Origin of the sequence: Curtobacterium sp. MCPF17_046, assembly GCF_003224295.1 — a bacterium.
Classification (GTDB): Bacteria; Actinomycetota; Actinomycetes; order Actinomycetales; family Microbacteriaceae; genus Curtobacterium.
In genome coordinates this window covers 104,572-119,664 of the sequence record NZ_QKLB01000011.1, presented here as the reverse complement: position 1 = coordinate 119,664, position 15,093 = coordinate 104,572, and the positions used below count along the sequence as shown (strand labels likewise).

The following is a 15,093-nucleotide window of genomic DNA, read 5'->3' as shown; positions in this document are numbered from 1 at the left end:
GAGATGTCTCGTGGGCTCGGAGATGTGTATAAGAGACAGGGGTACGGGTGGGACGGGCCGCGGGGGTCACGGCGCACCCACCTGCGCGGTGGTCGGGTCGGTCGCGGACCAGCGGACGGTCAGGGTGTCGCCGTCGCGCTCGATCGACTCCGGACGGTAGGTGTCCGCCATGGCGTCCAGGGTCTGCTCGGTCGCCGCGGCGGCCCGCACGCTGCTCGCGTGCAGGACGACCTGCCGGAACGTCTGCCCGTCCTCGCCCGGCAGCGGGGTGAAGCGGTCGACGCCCACGGGACGGTCGGCCAGGACCTGACCGAGGGAGACCACGGCGCGCGGGTCCACCTGGCCGGCGCGGAACTGGGACGCGGTGCCGGCGTCGGCACGGAGGGCGGGGTTCTCCGCGAGCTCGGTCCCGAGCGTCTTCCGCAGGTCGCTCGCCCTGGTGGCCTCACGCTCGGCCGCTGTCCGTCCCTGCGCGTTGATGAGGCGGACGTCGACCTGCTGGTTGCCGGTGCCGAACGACGCGACGGTCGTCGAGTTCGCGATCGCCTGCCGCACGTCGGACGAGGAGGTCCCGCCTGTGCGCATCGAGTCGGTCGTGACGACGTAGTCGGAGTCCTTCCAGCCGTTCGGGGACTGGCGCTCCACGGCTCCGTCGGTGTCGAGCTTGTAGTACCAGACCACGTTGTTCCGCGCGAAGCCGTCGTCGACCAGGTCGACCCACATGGCGTCGTCGACGAGCAGGCGGGAGCTCTTGTCGACGTTGTCGCCGATCCAGTCCTGCGCCTGCGCCATCGGTCGGTCGAGGTCGGCGACCAGGAACCCGCGCAGCTGCGTGCCCCAGAGCGGGACGGCGACGACGACGGCAGCGGCCGTGCCGAGCGCCCAGACCCCGCCGAGCGTGCGACGGCCGGCACCGCGGACCCGGTTCCGGGCGCGGAACGCGGTGGCCCCGGTCACGGCGAGCACGGCGCGCTCCGCGACGTACGCGACGAGCAGGGCGCCGAACGGCACGAGCATGATCACGTACGGCACCGGCAGGTAGCCGCTCGGGCGGAACATGAAGACGAGCAGGAACACGAGCATCGCGGCGACCGGGCGGACGCGGCGGAGGAACAGTCCGACGACCGCGGCTGCCGAGCCGAGCACGATGAACACCGGGTCGAGTGCCCACCACTGTGCTGCGGCCTCGTTCGCGAGGCTGCCGCCGGTGAAGACGGAACCGCTCGCCGCACGCGTGCCGAGCTGGTAGGTGATGCCCTCGAGCAGGCTGACCCGACCGGCACCCGGCAGGAGCTCGCCCTTGACGCCGGCGAGCAGGACGTACGCGCCACCGATCACGGCGAGGACCGCTCCGGCGACGCTGAGCGTGTACCGACGGGTGCTCGGGTCCGCTCGACGGGCGGCGGTCCAGACGAGGAACGGCAGCGCCAGCAGGAAGGTCTCCTTGCTGAGCACCGCGATCCCGAAGCACGCGGCGGCGCCGATGAACCCGGCCAGCTGCTGGCGGCGACTCAGCACGAGGACGAAGGCGGCCAGCAGCCACGGGGTGGCGACGTTGTCGATGTAGACGGTGCGGTGGTACTGCAGCGCCAGCGGCGAGAGGCCGAAGACGAGCACCGCGGCCGCCGCGGTGGGCCGGGCGGCACCGAAACGGCGGGCGAGCACGAAGAGGAGCACGGCGGAGACGGCGGCGAAGAACACCATCGCCTCGCGAGCGGCCTCGACGGCGAACGGGTAGCGGGCGAACGCGCCGGTCAGCTGCGTGTAGCCGGCGATCTGGACCCAGCCGAGCGGCGGGTGGTCGTACCAGTACGTGTAGTGCGTGATCTCGCCGAGGTGGGTGATCGCCCACGCCTGCGCGGTGTACGTCCCCTCGTCGTCGATGCGCTGCGGGGTGCCGCCCATGTTCCAGGCCTGCACGACCGCGGCGATCGCGACGACGGGCAGGAGCCAGGCCGCACTCCGGGAGTGCACGCGGATCCAGGTGCCGATGCCGGAGGAGCTCCGTGCGCCGCGGATCGGGATGCCGGTCGTGTCCGTGATGCTGGCGGTCATCGGTCACCTCCCGCGGTCGCGCCGACGAGGGCCGGCTCGGGTTCGGTCACGGCCGACGGGAAGCCCTGCACCTCGGGCTGGCCGGCACCGCGGTGCTGGCCGGTGTGCTCGGTCTTCTCCCAGCCGTTCTGCTTCCGGGCGTGCCGGATCACGGCACGGACGGCCGCGGCGGCGAGGAACACCTGGTACGGCACGAGGCCGAGCACGAGTTTCACGTAGTCGCGGACGCGGACCTTCTCCTTGTAGAGCCGGCCGAACTCGCCGAGCCCGGCGATCTCGACCGCGAGCAGCATGAGCGTCGGCGCGAGCGGGATGAACGAGATCAGGGCGATCCCGGTGGGCACCTTCACGAACGCGATCATGATCACGCTGAGCGGGATGAGCAGCCCGGTCGCGGCCTGGATGAACGGCATGGTGAGCAGGTACCGGGCGAAGAAGCGCTGCTTGAACGTGGGGAGCTTCTTCCACTCGCCCTTCTCGAGGACCTGCAGGAAGCCCTGGTTCCACCGGGTGCGCTGCTTCAGGAGCGAGGCGAACGTCGGCGGGGTCTCCTCGCGGGTGACCGCCTCCGGGCTGTACGCGACGACGACCTTGGCGTTGTCGGCCGACAGCCGGACGCCGAGCTCGCAGTCCTCGGCGAGGCAGTGTGCGTCCCAGCCGTCCGACCAGTCGAGCCGCTCCTTCGTCACGAAGACGGTGTTGCCGCCGAGCGGGATGAACTTCGACTCGGCGTGGAAGTGCAGGCGCGACCGGAACCAGAAGTAGTACTCGAGCACGTTGCGGAGCGACCACCAGCTGGACTTGAAGTTCATCAGCTGCACGCCGCCCTGCACGACGTCGGCGCCGGTCTCCTGGAACCGCGAGTCGACGAGGCTGAGCAGGCGCGGGTAGACCTCGTCCTCGGCGTCGAACACGCCCACGATGTCGCCGGTCGCGTACTGCAGGGCCAGGTTCATCGCCTTCGGCTTGTTCTTCGGCAGGGTGTCGTCCACCACGACCCGGATCAACCCGGGGTGCCGGGCGGCGGCCTCGCGCACAACCCGGTCGGTGCCCGGGTCGTCCTCGCCGACGATCGCGATGATCTCGAAGTCGGGGTGGTCCTGGGTGGCGAGCATGTCGAGCGTCTGCCCCATGACCTCCTCCTCGTGCCGCCCGGGCACGAGGAGCGTGAAGCGGTGCGCGGCCGGTCGCGGCGTCTGGCTGAAGCTCGTGGCGCGGAGGGCCGAGCGTGAGCGCCAGGCGTGCAGCATCCACCAGAGGGTGGACAGCGCGACCAGGGTCAGCAGCACGGAGATCGCGACGAGCGCCGAGTAGCCGATCCACTCCCCCAGGGACCAGGCGACGTGCGCGCTCTGCCCCGACCCGCCGGTCGGGACGTCCGTGGTGCCGCGGTTCGGGACGTCCCCCGGCGTCCCGGCGGGGTCGTTCGGCTGGAGCAGCGGCGCGGCGGCCGCTGTCAGCGTGGTGAGCATGGTCATTCGGTGGGCTCCTTCGTGCGACGAGCGTCGGGGGAACGGAAGACGAGGGTCTTGTACGCGGCGAAGCGGAACGCTGTGCCGAGGACGAGACCGACCCCGTTGCCGGCGACGTTGTCGGCGAGGGTGCTGGTGAGACCGAGGACGTGGTGTGAGACGAGCAGGCAGCCGGCTGCGATCGCGAGCCCGCCGGCGTTCGTGGCGGCGAAGAGCACACCCTCCCGGACCGCCTCCCGACGGCCGCGGGTGCGCTGCGTCCGGAAGGTGACGAACCGGTTGCCGAGCCAGGCGACCAGGGTGGCGACGACGACCGACACGGCCTTCGCGGTCACGGCGTGGTCGGCGAGGACGCCGGCACGGAGGACGTTGAAGACGACGAGGTCGACGACGAAGGCGATGAGGCCGACAGCGCCGAAGGTGGCGAGCTCCCGCACGGCCCGGGTCAGGCGGACGAGACGGGAGGCCGCCGCAGCGGCCACGGGTGCTGCCGTCGCTCCGGGCGTGGTGGACGGGTGCGGAGTGGTGGACGGGTGCGGGGTCGACGCGGGCGCCACCCCCTGGACGGGTGGCACCAGGACGGGGGTCACTGGTGAGCGCATGCCCCCGGTTCGGGGGTCACGGGGAGGTGGTTTGGTCGGGGTACAGGGTTTGCCAGGCCCCTGCCAGTCGCGCGACACGCGCTGTTCATCTGCCATGGCCCGCAACTCCGTCATGGCGAGCGTCCACGGAGGCGCCGACGCCCGTGCACGGGGAGGTCACCCGGCGCGGCCGGTACCGCCGCGCAGCACACCGGGCCCCGCGGGGTCGTTCGGCGACCAGGTCGCAGCGACCTCGGTGCCGCGCCGGTGGACGCGGTCCGGCGCCAGCGCACCCTCGAGTCCGCGCAGGCGCATCTCGGCCTGCTCGGCGGCGGCGGTGTTCGTGGCCTGCAGGACGACGCCGCGGCGGGCCGTCTCCTGCTCCCCCGGCACCACCGGGAGCGCGGTGAGCGTCACCGGACCGGCCGCGAGCACCGCCCCGATCCCGACCGTCGCCCGCTCGTCGACGCCCCCGCTGCGGAGGAGCGCCGTCTGGTCGTCCGAGGCACGGAGCGCCGGGTTGCCGACGAGCTCCGTCCCGACCCGCTCCCGGGTCGCCGCGGCCCGCTCCGCACCGGCCCGGAGGTGCTCCGCCCCCTGCCGGTCGATGCGCCGGACGACGACCTGTTCGCCACCCTCGCCGAAGACCGCGACCGGCGCCGAGGCGCGGAGTGCGGCCTGGATGCCCGGCAGCTGCGTGGCGCCGATCGCCACGGACTGCGTCGTCACGATGTAGTCCGCGTCGCGCCAGCCGGAGGGGTTCTGGCGTGCGACGGCGCTGTCGGTGCTGAGCTTGTAGTACCAGATGACGTTCTGCCGTGGGAAGCCGGCCCGGACGAGGTCGACCCAGAGTGCGTCGTCGACCAGGAGCCGGTCCGACCGGGAGACGTTCGCGGTGATCCAGTCCTGCGCGCCGAGCATCGGCGCGTCCGCGGAGGTCGTCATGAACGACCCGAGCCGGGCGGCGGAGGCGGGAGCGGCGGCGCCGACGACCCCGACCGCCGCGACCGACCAGACCGTCAGTCCGACGACCGAGACGACCAGGCGACCCGGTCTGCCCGACGGCTCGCCGGACGCCCGGGCCAGCCGTGCCCGTCGGACCGCATCGACCACCGCCCGGACGAGGACGTCCGAGACACCGGCGATCGCGAGGGCGGCGAACGGCAGGATCGCGATCGGGTACGGCACGGGCAGGTACCCGTTCGGACGCAGCACGACCGCGATGAGGAAGACGGCGACGGCTGCGACCGAGCGCAGACGCGGCACCGCCAGAGCGGCGACGCTCGCGACCACCCCGAGCGCCACGAAGGCGGGGTCGAGGCCGAGCCACAGGCTCACCACGTGGTTCGCGGGCGTCGCCGGGTCGAACACCGAGCCGCTGCCGCTCCGGTCCCCGAGCTGGAACGTGACGCCCTGCCACAGGCTGACGTGTCCGGGCCCGGGCACGAGCTCGCCCTTCGTCGCCGCGAAGACCAGGTACGACGACCCGCCCAGCGCCAGGACGACCGCGGCGACGCTGAGCGTGTACCGGCGGATCTCCGGGTGCGCCGACCGCCACATCGTCCACGCCAGGAACGGCAGGGCGAGCAGGAAGGTCTCCTTGCTGAGGACCGCCGCGACCATGCAGGCGGCCGAGCCGGCGAACTCGACGAGCTGGTGGTGACGGGACACGGCGAGCACGAAGGCCGCGAGGAGCCAGGGGGTCGCGACGTTGTCGATGTACACGTCGCGGTGGTACTGCACCGCCAGGGGCGAGAGGGCGAACACCAGCACCGCCGCGGCGGCGGCCGGGCGGCTGACGTGCAGCTTGCGCGCGAGCACGTACAGCAGGGCGGCGGATGCGACCGCGAACACCACCATCGCCTCGCGCGCGGCGCCGACCGCGGTCGCGTGCCGCACCCAGGCTCCGGTCGCCTCGGTGTACAACGCGATCTGGATCCACCCGAGCGGCGGGTGGTCGTACCAGTAGGTGTAGTGGGTGAGGCCGCCGAGGTGGAACACCGACCACGCCTGGGCCGCGTACGTGCCCTCGTCGTCGATCCGCTGCGGGTTGCCCTCCAGGCCGACCACGAGCACGGCGGCCGTCACGGCGAGGACCGGGAGCAGCCAGGCCAGGTCGCTCGCGGACGTGCGCGCCGCGGCGGCGACGGCGCTGTCGGCGAACGACCGGCGGGCTCCGATCGAGGAGGCGGTCACGGGCACCGCAGCAGGTCGCGGGCGTGCGGGAGCAGGGGCATCGTGGAGCCTTCGGTCGTTCGGGTCGCCGGGCAGCAGCGTGGTGAGCGGTGCTCCGTCATCACAACACCGGCCCGGGTTCCCGCACAGGGCACGAGGACGCGTCTGCGGTTTCCCGCACCGATCACGCGGTGTCCCCACCGGAGTGCCCTGCGCCTCCGCCGCCGGTCACGAGCCGAGCAGCGGTCGCCTGCCGGTGGGTGCACGACGGACGGGAGGCCCGGTACCAGCTGGTACCGGGCCTCCCGTCGGTTGGTCGGTCGCGACCGCGACCCGCCGGATCAGGCAGGGCGCTGCGCCGGCGACACGTTCTTCGACGCGTCGCGCTCGGGGATGTCGCCGAGTGCGTCGTCGATCGCGGCGAGCGCGTCGGCGTCGAGGGTGACGCCCGCGGCCTTGACGTTGTCCGTGACCTGCTCCGGGCGCGATGCCCCGACGATCGCGGACGCGACGTTCTCGTTCTGCAGCGTCCACGCGATGGCGAGCTGGGCGAGCGTGAGTCCGGCCTGGTCCGCGACCGGCTGCAGGCGCTGCACGGCCTCGAGGACCTCGTCGCGCATGAACCGCTTGATCATGTCGGCGCCGCCCTTCTCGTCCGTGGCGCGCGAGCCCTCGGGGAGCGGCTGGCCCGGCTTGTACTTGCCGGTGAGCACGCCCTGCGCGATCGGGGACCAGACGATCTGGGACAGACCGAGCTGCTTCGAGGCCGGGACGACCTCGCCCTCGATGACGCGCCACAGCATCGAGTACTGCGGCTGGTTCGAGATGAGCTGGAAGCCGAGCTCCTTCGCCAGCGCGGCACCGGCGCGGATCTGCTCGGCGGTCCACTCGCTGACGCCGATGTAGAGCGCCTTGCCCTGGCGGACGACGTCCGCGAAGGCCTGCATGGTCTCCTCGAGCGGCGTCTCGTAGTCGTAGCGGTGCGCCTGGTAGAGGTCGACGTAGTCGGTCTGCAGCCGCTCGAGCGAGCCGTTGATCGACTCCATGATGTGCTTGCGGCTGAGGCCGACGTCGTTGTGCCCCTTCGGGCCGGTCGGCCAGTACACCTTCGTGAAGACCTCGAGGGACTGCCGACGCTCACCCTTGAGCGCCTCGCCGAGGACGGTCTCGGCGGCGGTGTTGGCGTACGTGTCCGCGGTGTCGAACGTGGTGATGCCGGCGTCGAGCGCTGCCCGCACGCACTGGGTGGCGACGTCGTTCTCGACCTGCGAGCCGTGCGTCAGCCAGTTGCCGTAGGTGATCTCGGAGATCTTGAGTCCGGAGTTGCCCAGGTACCTGAATTCCATGTGCCCGACGCTACTGGAGTGAGCGCTCTCGTGAGGGGTCTCCGCAGTACCCGGGTCGACTCCTCGGTGAACAATGGTTGATGCTTCAACCAAACGGGTGCAGGATGGGGTAGCATCAAGGTCGATGCAGGCGCATGCACCACCGCGCCGGCCCCCCGACTCACCGCTCGAAGACACATCGCTCGAAGAAGGACACACCATGGCTCTCACCGCCTCCGCCATCCCCGGCTACGTCACCGGCACCTGGAAGCTCGACCCGACCCACTCCGAGGTCAGCTTCTCCGTCCGCCACCTCGCGATCAGCAAGGTCAAGGGCAAGTTCGAGCAGTTCGACGCGACGCTCGTCACCGCCGAGAACCCCCTCGACACCACCCTCGAGGCCTCGATCGACGTCGCCAGCATCAACACCAACCAGGCGCAGCGCGACCAGCACCTCGCGACCGGTGACTTCTTCCTCACCGAGGAGCACCCGCACATGACGTTCCGCTCGACGGGCATCCGCGAGGGCGGCGACGACATGCTCATCGACGGCGAGCTCTCGCTCCGCGGCGTCACCAAGAACGTCACGCTCAAGACCGAGTTCGGCGGCGTCACCACCGACGGCTACGGCCAGACCAAGCTCGGCGCCGAGGCGACGACCAAGATCGACCGCACCGAGTTCGGCGTGAACTGGAACGCCGCGCTCGAGGCCGGTGGCTTCACGCTCGGCAACGACGTCACGATCAACCTCGACGTGCAGTTCGTCCTCCAGGCGGCCTGACCCGCGGTCCCACTCGACGAGCCCCGGCGCCCTCGGCGTCGGGGCTCGTCCCGTGTCCCGACGCACGACGTGCCGAGCGGTAGCGTGAGCAGCACCGCTGACGAACAGGAGTCACCACGATGCCCACCGACTGGATCGCCCTGCAGACCATCGCGGCCGCGGAGTTCGGCCGCCGCGTCGCCGCGGTCACCGACTGGGACGCCGCCACCCCCGACTCGGAGTGGACGACCCGGGACCTCGTCGCCCACGTGGTCGACGAGCAGCGGTGGATCCCGAAGCTCCTGACGGGGTGCGACCACGAGCAGGCCGCGGCCGACCTCGAGCCGATCGGTGACGACCTGGTGGCGGCGTGGGAGCGGCACTCGAGCGCGGCGATCGAGGCGTGGCAGCGTGCACCGCAGGACACCCCGGTGCACCTGGCCACCGACGTGGTGAGCGCCGGGGAGTACCTGGCGGAGCAGACGAGCGACATCGCGATCCACACGTGGGACCTCGCGCGGGCCACCGGCAGCGACGAGCACCTGCCGGACGAACTCGTCGAGGCGGTGTGGACGCACTTCGAGCCGCAGATCCAGTCCCTCGCCGCGACCGGCCTGTACGCGGCCCCAGTGCAGGTGGACGACGATGCTCCGCTGCAGGTGAAGCTCCTCGCGGTCACCGGGCGCGACGCCCGCACGACCGCCTGACCGTCCCGTCGGTACCTGCACCGTCACGTCCCGGGAGGACCCGCATGTCCGACACCACGACCGTCCCCACCACCCGCCTCGGCAGCTCCGGCCTCGAGATCTCGAGCATCGTCCTCGGGATGATGTCCTACGGGGACCCGGCCGCCGGCTCGCACGCCTGGAGCGTCGGACTCGATGACGCCCGGCCCTTCGTCCGCCGTGCCTTCGAGGCGGGCATCACCACGTTCGACACCGCGAACGTCTACTCCGCTGGCAGCAGCGAGGAGATCACCGGGAAGCTCCTGGCGGAACTCGCTCCGCGCGAGGACGTCCAGGTCTTCACGAAGGTCTACAACCGGATGCGCCCCGGGCGGAACGGTGCCGGACTGTCGCGTGCGGCGGTCATGCACGAGATCGACGCCTCGCTGACCCGCCTCGGCACCGACTACGTCGACCTGTACCAGATCCACCGCTTCGACCCGGACACGCCCGTCGAGGAGACGATGGAGGCGCTGCACGACGTCGTCAAGTCCGGGAAGGCCCGGTACATCGGCGCGTCGAGCATGTGGGCGTGGCAGTTCGCCGAGATGCAGCACGTCGCCGAGCTGCACGGCTGGACGCCCTTCGTGAGCATGCAGGACCAGTACAACCTGCTCGAGCGCGAGGAGGAGCGCGAGATGCACCCGTTCTGCGAGCACACCGGCGTCGGTGTCATCCCGTGGAGCCCGCTCGCGCGCGGCAAGGTCACCCGCCCGTGGGACGCGCAGGGCTCCGGCTCGCGTGCCGACACCGACGAGTTCGGCAAGACGCTGTACCGCCAGGACGAGGACGCGAACCGCGCCATCGTCGACGCGGTCGGGCAGGTCGCCGAGGAGCGGGGCGCGAGCATGGCGCAGGTCGCGCTCGCGTGGGTCGCCGGCAAGCCCGCCGTCTCCGCGCCGATCATCGGCGCGACGAAGGAGCACCACATCGACGACGCGGTCGCGGCGACCGCGATCACGCTGACCGAGGACGAGGTCAAGCGACTCGAGCAGGCCTACACCCCGCGGGTGCCGTCCGGCTTCTGAGGCACCGGCGGACGGGAGGCGCGGCACCAGCTGGTGCCGCGCCTCCCGTCCGTGCCAGCGCTGTCCGCACCCCGGGCCGGACGAGCTGTCCGCACCCGGGCCGGTCCCGCCCGCGAGGTCGCACGACACGCCGCCCGCGCGGCGCCGAGGTCGCACGAACGCTCGGCCGGGACGTGTCCGGACGGCCGATCGTGCGACCTCGGCCACGCCGTCAGGCGCCGTCGATGCCCCGCTCCGCCGCCGCCTCGCGCTCCAGCCGGGCGATGCGGGCGAGCGCCGCACGCTCGGTGCCGGACTGGGTGCCGAGCACGCTGCCGATGCCGTCGAGGACGACCCCGGTCGCCCGGTCGACGGGCAGCTCGATCGGTCCGATCGCGGGCGTCCGGATGCCGAGCAGCGACCGGTGCCGCGGGTCGAGGGTCGAGACCGCGCCCTGGTACACCGCCCGGTAGCCCGGTCGCAGCAGCTGGGCGAGCGGGGGGTTCTTGATGAAGCGCAGGACCTCCCGGGTCCTGGGCGTCACCGCGAGCTCCCCGCGGTCGAGGTACCCGTCCATCTGGGCGCGCAGCTCGGCCTCGGACTCGGGGGCGTCCGCGACCCGCATGAGCCGACCGGCGACCGCCCACTCCTTGACGTAGGCGTCCGCCCCGCCGGGGATCGGCTGCCCCCAGCGCTGCGCCGTGCGCAGGAACGCGTCCGTGAACGCCAGGTGCACCCAGCGCGCCAGGTCGGGGTCGTTCGCGGTGTACGGCCGTCCGACGCCGTGCCCGTCGACGTACACGCCGCGGACCCGCTCGTGCAGCTTCAGCACCCACTCGCTCCCCGCCCGGGCGGTCGCGGTGTCGCCGTGCGTGACGGTGTAGATCCACCGGATCGTGCCGGCGAGCCGACCGAAGGGGTCCTCCTTGTACCGGGAGTGGTCCGCGACGCCGGCGAGCGCACCCGGGTGCAGCGCCTGGACGAGCAACGCGCGCACGCCGGCGACGATGGTCTGGTTGCCGCCGTGCACCGACCACGTGGCCGAGCCCGGGCCGAAGAAGCCGGCGTCGGTCCCCTGCTCGAGGGCGTCCACCCACTCCGGACTGCCGGCGGTGCTGCCCGTGAACGTGGCCTGCAGACGGGTGCGGAAGGCATCGGAGACGAACGACATGGTGCAATGGTCCGTCGCGCCCCTGACAGTGCGCCCTCCGTCCGCCCGGGAGCATGCCTGACGAGGACTCGGGTCCGCCCGCTAGGTTGGTCCGCGTGAGCATCGACACGCCTCGTCCCTGGCTTGCCTCCTACGCGTCAGGGGTGCCGCACGACATCGAGCCGATGACCGGGTCCCTGCCGGACCTGGTCGAGCAGTCCGCGGCGCGCTGGCCGAAGGCGGTGGCGCTCGAGTTCTTCACGCGGACGACGACGTACGCCGAACTCGAGGAGCAGATTGCGCGCGCGGCCAACGGCCTGCGGAAGCTCGGGGTGACGAAGGGCGACCGCGTGGCCCTCGTGCTGCCGAACTGCCCGCAGCACGTCGTCGCGTTCTACGCCGTGCTGCGGCTCGGCGCGATCGTGGTCGAGCACAACCCGCTCTACACCCCGCGCGAGCTCCGGCACCAGTTCGAGGACCACGGCGCGAAGGTCGCGATCGCCTGGGACAAGTCGGTCGCCACACTGCAGGACTTCCCGTCGGACCTCGCCCTCGACGCGGTCGTCTCGGTCGACCTCACGCGCGCCCTGCCACGCCGCACCCGCCTGGCGCTCTCGCTGCCGGTCGCGAAGGCCCGCGAGTCGCGCGCGAAGCTCACCGCACCGGTCACCGGTACGACCCGCTGGGACGACCTGGTGTCGAGCCGGAAGCTGTCGAAGCGGCACCCGCGCCCGGAGACCGACGACGTCGCGCTCATCCAGTACACCTCGGGCACGACCGGCACCCCGAAGGGCGCCGTCCTGACCCACCGCAACCTGCTCGCCAACGCCGCACAGGCCCGCGCCTGGATCCCCCAGATCAGCGCCGGTGACGGCAGCGTCGTGCACGCCGTGCTGCCGATGTTCCACGCCTACGGCCTGACGCTCTGCCTGACCTTCGCGATGAGCATCGCCGGGCGCCTCGTGCTCTTCCCGGCGTTCGACCCGGCCCTCGTGCTAGCGGCGATCAAGAAGCGCCCGCCGACGTTCCTGCCGGCCGTGCCGCCGATCTACGCGCGGCTGCAGCACGCCGCCGACTCGGCCGGGGTGTCGCTGCAGGGCATCGACATCGGCATCTCCGGCGCGATGCCGCTCTCCCAGGACGTCATCGAACCGTGGGAGGCCCGCACCGGCGGCTTCCTGGTCGAGGGCTACGGCCTGTCCGAGTGCTCTCCGGTGCTCATGGCCAACCCGGTGTCCGACGCCCGTCGACTCGGCGCGATCGGCCTCCCGCTGCCCTCGACCGAGTGCCGCGTGGTGGACCCCGACGACGAGACGAAGGTCCTCGGCACCGGCGAGTCCGGCGAACTGCAGGTGCGCGGGCCGCAGGTGTTCAGCGGCTACTGGGGCAAGGCGGACGCCACCGACGAGGTGTTCACCCCCGACGGCTGGTTCCGGACCGGCGACATCGTGGCGATCGACGCGGACGGCTTCGTGCGGATCGTCGACCGGCTCAAGGAGCTCATCATCACGGGCGGCTTCAACGTCTCGCCGTCCGAGGTCGAGGACACCCTGATGAAGCACCCGAGCGTCAAGGAGGTCGCGGTCGTCGGCATCACGCAGGCCGGCAACGAACAGGTCGTCGCCGCGGTGGTGCCCGCCGACCCGTCCTCGTTCGACGCCGACGCCCTGCGCGCCTGGTGCCGCGACCAGCTCGCCGCGTACAAGGTGCCGCGGCGCGTGGTGGTCGTCGAGGACCTCCCCCGCTCGATGATCGGCAAGGTCCTGCGCCGCAAGGTGCGCGACGCGATCACCGACCGCGACTAGGAGCACTCCGGGCGGCCCACCGCGGCCGCCCGGAGCCCTGCGTCAGGTGCTGCTGATCCGGGTGTACTTGCGCACCGCCCACGGCACGAACACCGCGAGCATCACCACGATCCCGATGAGCACGGTGGCGATCGGGTGCTGCATGGTCCAGATGTCCGGCACCGGCGCGGACCCCGCGTTGCCGAACAGCTGCCGGGCGGCCTGCACGAGCGACGACACCGGGTTCCACTCGGCGAAGACCCGGAGCACGAGCGGCATGGTCTCGCTCGGGACGAACGCGTTCGAGATGAACGTCAGCGGGAACAGGATCATGAACGACGCGTTGTTGATGACCTCCGGCGTCCCCACACTCATGCCGAGCAGGGCCATCACCCAGCTGAACGCGTAGCTGAACAGCAGCAGGAGCCCGACGCCGGCCAGGAACTCGAACGGCGACGAGGTGACCCGCCACCCGACGGCGAGGCCGGTCACCATCATGATGACCATCGAGATGCCGTTGAGCACGAGGTCCGAGGCCGTCCGGCCCACGAGCACCGCTGACGCCGACATCGGCAGGGTGCGGAACCGGTCGACGAGCCCGTCCTTCAGGTCCTGCGCCATCGCCGACCCGGAGAACGTCGCCCCGAACACGACCGTCTGCGCGAAGATCCCGGCCATCAGGAACTGCGTGTAGTCGGTCCCCTGCACGCTGATCGCACCGCCGTACACCTGGCTGAACAGCAGGACGAACATGATCGGCTGGAGGACGGCGAAGACGAGCATGTCCGGCGACCGCTTGAGCTTCGTGAGGTTCCGCTTCGTGACGACCCAGCCGTCCTCCATCCACACCGCGAGCGGGGACGTCACCACGACGGGCAGCTGCCGCCCGAGGGCCGACCCGGTGGACGTCGCGGTCACCGGCTCCGCTCCCGTCCGGCACCCGCCGCCAGGTGTGAACCGGCGTCCGGGTCACCGGGCGACCCCGCCCCGGTGCCGGTGGTGCCGTCGTCCGGCGGTGGTGCTCCGCGGCCCCGCCGGGAGGCCCGGCCCGCGCCCGCCCCGTCGCCCGCCTCCGCCTCGTCCGCCGTCGCCGCGTGCCCGGTCAACCGGAGGAACACGTCGTCGAGCGTGGGGCGGCGCATGCCCGCGTCGTGCAGCGCGACGTCGGCCGCCCCGAGGTCGGCCAGGACCCGTTGCAGGGCCGCCGGCCCGGCGTCGACGGCGACCGCCAGCGACCGACCGTCCGCACTGGTCTCGACCTCGCCGCTGCCGTGACGCCGGAGGACGGCCGTCGCGGGCTCCCCGTCGGCGGCGTCGACCAGCGTCACCGCGAGCCGGTGTCCGCCCACCTGCGCCTTGAGCTCGTCCGAGGTGCCCTCGGCGATGACCCGACCGTCGTCGATGACGGCGATGTCGTCGGCCAGCTGGTCGGCCTCCTCCAGGTACTGCGTGGTGAGGAGCACGGTTGCACCGTCAGCGACGAGGTCCTCGATGATCCCCCAGAGCGCGAGACGGCTGCGCGGGTCCAGGCCCGTCGTCGGTTCGTCGAGGAACAGCACCCGCGGGTTCATCACGAGTGCCCCGGCGAGGTCGATCCGCCGGCGCATGCCGCCGGAGAACCCCTTCACGGGCCGGTCCCCCGCCTCGGCGAGCCCGAACACGTCGATGAGCTCGCGGGCCCGGTCGCGCGCGGCCCGGCGTCCCAGGTGGTACAGCCGGCCGATCATCTCGAGGTTCTCGGCCCCGGTGAGGTTCTCGTCGACCGCGGCGTACTGCCCGGACACGCCGATCGCGCGCCGGGTGCCCTGCGGGTCGGCGACGACGTCGGTGCCGGCGACGGTCGCGGTGCCGGCGTCCGGGACGACCAGGGTGGTGAGCACCTTCACGGTCGTGGTCTTCCCGGCGCCGTTCGGGCCGAGCAGTGCGGTGACGGTGCCCTCCGGCACCGAGAGGTCGAGGCCCGCCAACGCGTGGACGGGCCCCGACCGTGACGTGTACGTCTTGGTGAGGCCGGTGGCCTCGATGATCGCCATGTCGCTCCTTCGTGACCGGCTGGACA

Annotated in this window: 12 protein-coding genes; 4 read left to right on the top strand and 8 right to left on the bottom strand. The window is 72.0% G+C overall.

The window, feature by feature from the left end; translation table 11 throughout:
- Positions 1–66: 66 nt before the first annotated feature.
- The 5 genes from DEJ32_RS11245 to DEJ32_RS11225 form a co-directional block, all read right to left on the bottom strand.
- Positions 67–2,055 (bottom strand): glycosyltransferase family 39 protein, encoded by a 1,989-nt coding sequence (locus DEJ32_RS11245; protein ID WP_110901341.1) that lies wholly within the window; start codon positions 2,053–2,055, stop codon positions 67–69.
- Positions 2,052–3,533: a glycosyltransferase family 2 protein gene (locus DEJ32_RS11240; protein ID WP_258369023.1), complete on the bottom strand. Its 1,482-nt coding sequence runs from the start codon at positions 3,531–3,533 to the stop codon at positions 2,052–2,054. Before DEJ32_RS11240 ends, DEJ32_RS11245 begins: the two co-directional genes overlap by 4 nt.
- Positions 3,530–4,102, bottom strand: a complete 573-nt coding sequence (locus DEJ32_RS11235) for a GtrA family protein (RefSeq protein WP_258369022.1) — start codon at positions 4,100–4,102, stop codon at positions 3,530–3,532. Before DEJ32_RS11235 ends, DEJ32_RS11240 begins: the two co-directional genes overlap by 4 nt.
- A 183-nt stretch (positions 4,103–4,285) precedes the next feature.
- Positions 4,286–6,304 (bottom strand): glycosyltransferase family 39 protein, encoded by a 2,019-nt coding sequence (locus DEJ32_RS11230; RefSeq protein ID WP_146234141.1) that lies wholly within the window; start codon positions 6,302–6,304, stop codon positions 4,286–4,288.
- Positions 6,305–6,624: 320 nt separating this feature from the next.
- The gene (locus tag DEJ32_RS11225) at positions 6,625–7,629 is read right to left on the bottom strand and encodes an aldo/keto reductase family protein (protein ID WP_110890270.1); all 1,005 of its coding nucleotides are present in this window, start codon (positions 7,627–7,629) and stop codon (positions 6,625–6,627) included.
- A gap of 199 nt (positions 7,630–7,828) precedes the next feature.
- Between DEJ32_RS11225 and DEJ32_RS11220 the strand changes: the two genes are divergently transcribed.
- The 3 genes from DEJ32_RS11220 to DEJ32_RS11210 all read left to right on the top strand — a co-directional run bounded on the left by DEJ32_RS11220 (position 7,829) and on the right by DEJ32_RS11210 (position 10,121).
- Positions 7,829–8,389: a YceI family protein gene (locus DEJ32_RS11220; RefSeq protein WP_110901337.1), complete on the top strand. Its 561-nt coding sequence runs from the start codon at positions 7,829–7,831 to the stop codon at positions 8,387–8,389.
- Between the two features lie 119 nt (positions 8,390–8,508).
- Complete coding sequence (locus DEJ32_RS11215) at positions 8,509–9,075, top strand: TIGR03086 family metal-binding protein (RefSeq protein ID WP_110890271.1); 567 nt, start codon at positions 8,509–8,511, stop codon at positions 9,073–9,075.
- 44 nt (positions 9,076–9,119) lie between these two features.
- Positions 9,120–10,121: an aldo/keto reductase gene (locus DEJ32_RS11210; RefSeq protein WP_110901336.1), complete on the top strand. Its 1,002-nt coding sequence runs from the start codon at positions 9,120–9,122 to the stop codon at positions 10,119–10,121.
- Positions 10,122–10,332: 211 nt separating this feature from the next.
- Here the strand turns inward: DEJ32_RS11210 and DEJ32_RS11205 are convergent, their stop codons facing one another.
- Positions 10,333–11,271 (bottom strand): oxygenase MpaB family protein, encoded by a 939-nt coding sequence (locus DEJ32_RS11205; protein WP_110823735.1) that lies wholly within the window; start codon positions 11,269–11,271, stop codon positions 10,333–10,335.
- A gap of 53 nt (positions 11,272–11,324) precedes the next feature.
- Between DEJ32_RS11205 and DEJ32_RS11200 the strand changes: the two genes are divergently transcribed.
- Positions 11,325–13,055, top strand: coding sequence for a long-chain-fatty-acid--CoA ligase (locus DEJ32_RS11200; RefSeq protein WP_110901335.1), 1,731 nt, complete (start codon positions 11,325–11,327; stop codon positions 13,053–13,055).
- Between the two features lie 42 nt (positions 13,056–13,097).
- On the opposite strand, the gene DEJ32_RS11195 is transcribed toward DEJ32_RS11200, so the two are convergent.
- A complete protein-coding gene (locus DEJ32_RS11195; protein ID WP_110901349.1) occupies positions 13,098–13,877 on the bottom strand; it encodes an ABC transporter permease in 780 nt (259 codons plus the stop codon).
- Positions 13,878–13,948: 71 nt separating this feature from the next.
- The gene (locus tag DEJ32_RS11190; protein WP_110901334.1) at positions 13,949–15,067 is read right to left on the bottom strand and encodes an ATP-binding cassette domain-containing protein; all 1,119 of its coding nucleotides are present in this window, start codon (positions 15,065–15,067) and stop codon (positions 13,949–13,951) included.
- Positions 15,068–15,093: the final 26 nt, after the last annotated feature.

Coding starts and splice junctions, on each gene's coding strand:
- DEJ32_RS11215 (WP_110890271.1), top strand. CDS start 8,509: ATGCCCACCGACTGGATCGCCCTGCAGACCATCGCGGCCGCGGAGTTC.
- DEJ32_RS11225 (WP_110890270.1), bottom strand. CDS start 7,629: ATGGAATTCAGGTACCTGGGCAACTCCGGACTCAAGATCTCCGAGATC.
- DEJ32_RS11220 (WP_110901337.1), top strand. CDS start 7,829: ATGGCTCTCACCGCCTCCGCCATCCCCGGCTACGTCACCGGCACCTGG.
- DEJ32_RS11210 (WP_110901336.1), top strand. CDS start 9,120: ATGTCCGACACCACGACCGTCCCCACCACCCGCCTCGGCAGCTCCGGC.
- DEJ32_RS11200 (WP_110901335.1), top strand. CDS start 11,325: ATGCCTGACGAGGACTCGGGTCCGCCCGCTAGGTTGGTCCGCGTGAGC.
- DEJ32_RS11195 (WP_110901349.1), bottom strand. CDS start 13,877: ATGGAGGACGGCTGGGTCGTCACGAAGCGGAACCTCACGAAGCTCAAG.
- DEJ32_RS11205 (WP_110823735.1), bottom strand. CDS start 11,271: ATGTCGTTCGTCTCCGATGCCTTCCGCACCCGTCTGCAGGCCACGTTC.
- DEJ32_RS11245 (WP_110901341.1), bottom strand. CDS start 2,055: ATGACCGCCAGCATCACGGACACGACCGGCATCCCGATCCGCGGCGCA.
- DEJ32_RS11190 (WP_110901334.1), bottom strand. CDS start 15,067: ATGGCGATCATCGAGGCCACCGGCCTCACCAAGACGTACACGTCACGG.
- DEJ32_RS11240 (WP_258369023.1), bottom strand. CDS start 3,533: ATGACCATGCTCACCACGCTGACAGCGGCCGCCGCGCCGCTGCTCCAG.